We start from the raw sequence: 3,386 nt of genomic DNA, 5'->3' as shown, positions 1-3,386 counted from the left end.
GCCGGTGATGGCCGGCCAGGGCACGGCGGCGCTGGAGCTGATCGAGGACGCGGGCGAGCTGGACGCGCTGATCGTGTGCGCCGGCGGCGGCGGCTTCCTGTCGGGCTGCACCGTGGCGGCCAAGCACCTGCTGCCCGACATCCAGGTCTTCGGTGCCGAGCCGGAGCGCGGCAACGACATGCAGCAGTCGCTGCGCGAAGGCCGCATCGTCAGCATCGACGTACCGCGCACCATCTGCGACGGCCAGCAGACGCAGGCCGTGGGCGTGCACACCTTCGAGGTCATCCAGGCGCTGGTGACCGACGTGCTGACCGTCTCCGACCCGGTGGTGGTGGAAGCGATGCGCTTCGTCTTCGAGCGCCTGAAGCTGGTGGTCGAGCCCTCCGGCGCCTGCGCCCTGGCCGCGCTGATGCACCACCGCCAACGCTTCGCCGGCCGCCGCGTGGGTGTCACGCTGTCGGGCGGCAACATCGGCATCGACCGCTTCGTGGCGCTGATGACGGGGCAGGAGCAGGTGGACTGATCTATTTTTTGTGGGTACGATAAGTGAGTGCGCTTCACCTTCGACCCTGCCAAAAGCGAGCGCAACGTCGTTGAACGCGGCCTGCCCTTCACCCTGGTTGTGGAGTTCGACTGGTCAAGTGCCTTGATCGCTGAAGACACCCGGAAGATGTACCCCGAGCGACGCTTTCAGGCACTCGGGCGGATCGGTGAGCACCTGCACATGCTGGTGTTCACCCCCCGTGGAGACAGCCTGCATGTCATCAGCCTGCGTCGCTGCAACCGCCGTGAAAGGACGCGATATGCCCACGCGAAAGCCTGATCCCGAGCGCCTGGACGATGACGCACCGGAAGCCACCGACGCGTGGTTCGCGCAGGCGCGCCCAGCCGCTGATGTGCTGTCTCACCTGATGGGGCAGGAAGCAGCGGCTGAGCTGGTGGCGCCCAAGCGCGGTCGCCCGCCGCTCGCCGAGCCCAAAGAGCATGTCAACCTGCGCCTGGACGCGGACGTCGTTCGTGCTTTCCGCAGCACCGGCGCCGGCTGGCAGACCCGTTTGAACCAGGTGCTGCGGGAGTGGCTGCGCAGCCATCCCGTGTGACACCCTTGCTTGCGGCATGGTGTAGGCGGCTTACCCCCTGCCCTTGCCCTTCACCGCCCCGCGCAGCGGGCCCTTGGCCGCCGGCTGGCCTGCGCCCTGGGCGCGCGGGCCGGCGGTGCCGCTGAGGCTGGTGCGCAGGGGTTTGCCCCCTGCGCTCTGCGCAGTCTTGCTTCCTGCGCTTTGCGCAGTCCTGCTTCCCGCGGTGTGGCTGGGCTTGCCGGCCGGCCGCGGCCCCGGCGCCGCGGGGCGGCTGCCGTTGTCGCGTGGCGGCAGGCCGGTGTGCTGGGTCAGCAGCCGGCCGGCCACCGGGCGCGCCGACTTGGCAGGCGCGGGCGTCGAGTTCTTGCGGCGTGCGCTCTGGTAGCTGCCGTCGGTGGTCGGCTGGAAGGTCGGGATCAGGTGGTGCTTGCCGTTGCCGATCAGGTCGGCGCGGCCCATGGCCTTGAGCGCCTCGCGCAGCAGCGGCCAGTTGTTGGCGTCGTGGTAGCGCAGAAAGGCCTTGTGCAGCCGGCGGCGGCGCTCGCCGCGCACGATGTCCACCCGCTCGGCCCGCGTCTCGTCGCGGCTGATGCCCTTGAGCGGGTTCATGCCCGAGTGGTACATGGCCGTGGCCGTGGCCATCGGGCTGGGGTAGAAGGTTTGCACCTGGTCGGCGCGGAAGCCATTGCGCTTGAGCCACAACGCCAGGTTCATCATGTCCTCGTCGCTGGTGCCCGGGTGGGCGGCGATGAAGTACGGGATGAGGAACTGCTGCTTGCCCGCCTCGGCGCTGAACTTCTCGAACAGCTGCTTGAAGCGGTCGTAGGTGCCGATGCCCGGCTTCATCATCTTGGACAGTGGGCCGCCCTCGGTGTGCTCGGGCGCAATCTTCAGATAGCCGCCGACGTGGTGCTGCACCAGCTCCTTCACGTACTCGGGCGACTTCACCGCCAGGTCGTAGCGCAGGCCCGATCCGATCAAGATCTTCTTGATGCCCTTGAGCCCGCGCGCGCGGCGGTAGATCTGGATCAGCGGGCCGTGGTCGGTGTCCAGGTTGGGGCAGATGCCCGGGTACACGCAGCTGGGCTTGCGGCAGGCGGCCTCGATCTCGCGGCTCTTGCAGCCGATGCGGTACATGTTGGCCGTGGGGCCGCCCAGGTCGCTGATGATGCCGGTGAAGCCCTTGACCTTGTCGCGGATCTCCTCGATCTCGCGAATGATGGAGTCTTCGCTGCGGCTCTGGATGATGCGGCCCTCGTGCTCGGTGATCGAGCAGAAGGTGCAGCCGCCGAAGCAGCCGCGCATGATGTTCACGCTGAAGCGGATCATCTCCCAGGCCGGGATCTTGGTCTCGCCGTCGTGGCCGCCCTTGGCGTCGGCGTACGACGGATGCGGCGCCCGCGCATACGGCAGGTCGAACACATGGTCCATCTCGGTGGTGGCCAGCGGCACCGGCGGCGGGTTGATCCACACGTCGCGCGCGGTATGGCCCTCGCCGTGGCGCTGCACCAGCGCGCGGGCATTGCCGGGATTGGTTTCCAGGTGCAGCACGCGGTTGGCATGGGCGTACAGCACCGGGTCGCTCTTGACCTGCTCATAGGCCGGCAGGCGGATCACGGTGCGATCGCGCGGCGGCATCACCACCCGGCTGCGCGGCACGATCTTGATCGGCTGCACCGCGGCCGGCACGGGCGGCTCGCCGCCGTCTTCCTTGGCGCAGGTGCTGCCCTGGGCCTGCGCCTGCTCGCTGGTGGTCTGGTAGGGGTTGATGTGCTCGTCCACCCGGCCCGGTCGATCGACCTCGGTGGAATCGAGCTCGAACCAGCCAGCCGCCGACGGATCACCCGCGCGGCGGATGAAGGCGGTGCCGCGCACGTCGGTGATCTGCTCGATCGGCTGGCGCTGGGCCAGCCGGTGGGCCACCTCGATGATGGCGCGCTCGGCATTGCCGTACAGCAGCAGGTCGGCCTTGCTGTCCACCAGCACCGAGCGGCGCACCTTGTCCTGCCAGTAGTCGTAGTGGGCGATGCGGCGCAGGCTGGCCTCGATGCCGCCGATGATCACCGGCACGTCCTTGTAGGCTTCCTGGCAGCGCTGGGTGTACACCAGCGTGGCACGGTCGGGCCGCTTGCCGGCCACGCCGCCCGGCGTGTAGGCATCGTCGCTGCGGATCTTCCGGTCAGCCGTGTAGTGGTTGATCATCGAATCCATGTTGCCGGCCGCCACGCCGAAGAACAGGCGCGGCTTGCCCAGCGCCTTGAACGCGTCCGCGCTGTGCCAGTCGGGCTGGGCGATGATGCCCACCCG

The 3,386-nt window shown here is 68.8% G+C and carries 4 protein-coding genes; 3 read left to right on the top strand and 1 reads right to left on the bottom strand.

From position 1 onward, the window contains the following. The 3 genes from ABNT58_RS25945 to ABNT58_RS25935 form a co-directional block, all read left to right on the top strand. Positions 1-523 (top strand): pyridoxal-phosphate dependent enzyme (locus ABNT58_RS25945; RefSeq protein WP_348756268.1); only part of this gene is annotated, 523 nt, incomplete at its 5' end. Between the two features lie 27 nt (positions 524-550). Next, positions 551-823 (top strand): BrnT family toxin, encoded by a 273-nt coding sequence (locus ABNT58_RS25940; protein ID WP_348756267.1) that lies wholly within the window; start codon positions 551-553, stop codon positions 821-823. Beyond that, positions 804-1,100, top strand: coding sequence for a BrnA antitoxin family protein (locus ABNT58_RS25935; protein WP_348756266.1), 297 nt, complete (start codon positions 804-806; stop codon positions 1,098-1,100). Before ABNT58_RS25940 ends, ABNT58_RS25935 begins: the two co-directional genes overlap by 20 nt. A gap of 30 nt (positions 1,101-1,130) precedes the next feature. On the opposite strand, the gene ABNT58_RS25930 is transcribed toward ABNT58_RS25935, so the two are convergent. After that, positions 1,131-3,386: YgiQ family radical SAM protein (locus tag ABNT58_RS25930; RefSeq protein WP_348756265.1), on the bottom strand; the 2,256-nt coding region annotated here is incomplete at its 5' end.

Origin of the sequence: uncultured Aquincola sp., from assembly GCF_964001545.1 — a bacterium.
In the GTDB taxonomy this organism is placed as follows: Bacteria; Pseudomonadota; Gammaproteobacteria; order Burkholderiales; family Burkholderiaceae_C; genus Aquincola.
The sequence above is the reverse complement of the archived record's forward strand: the minus strand, read 5'-3'. Positions and strand labels throughout refer to the sequence as shown.

Bases quoted from the DNA above. Each gene is read 5' to 3' on its own strand.
- ABNT58_RS25935 (WP_348756266.1), top strand. From the start codon at position 804: ATGCCCACGCGAAAGCCTGATCCCGAGCGCCTGGACGATGACGCACCG.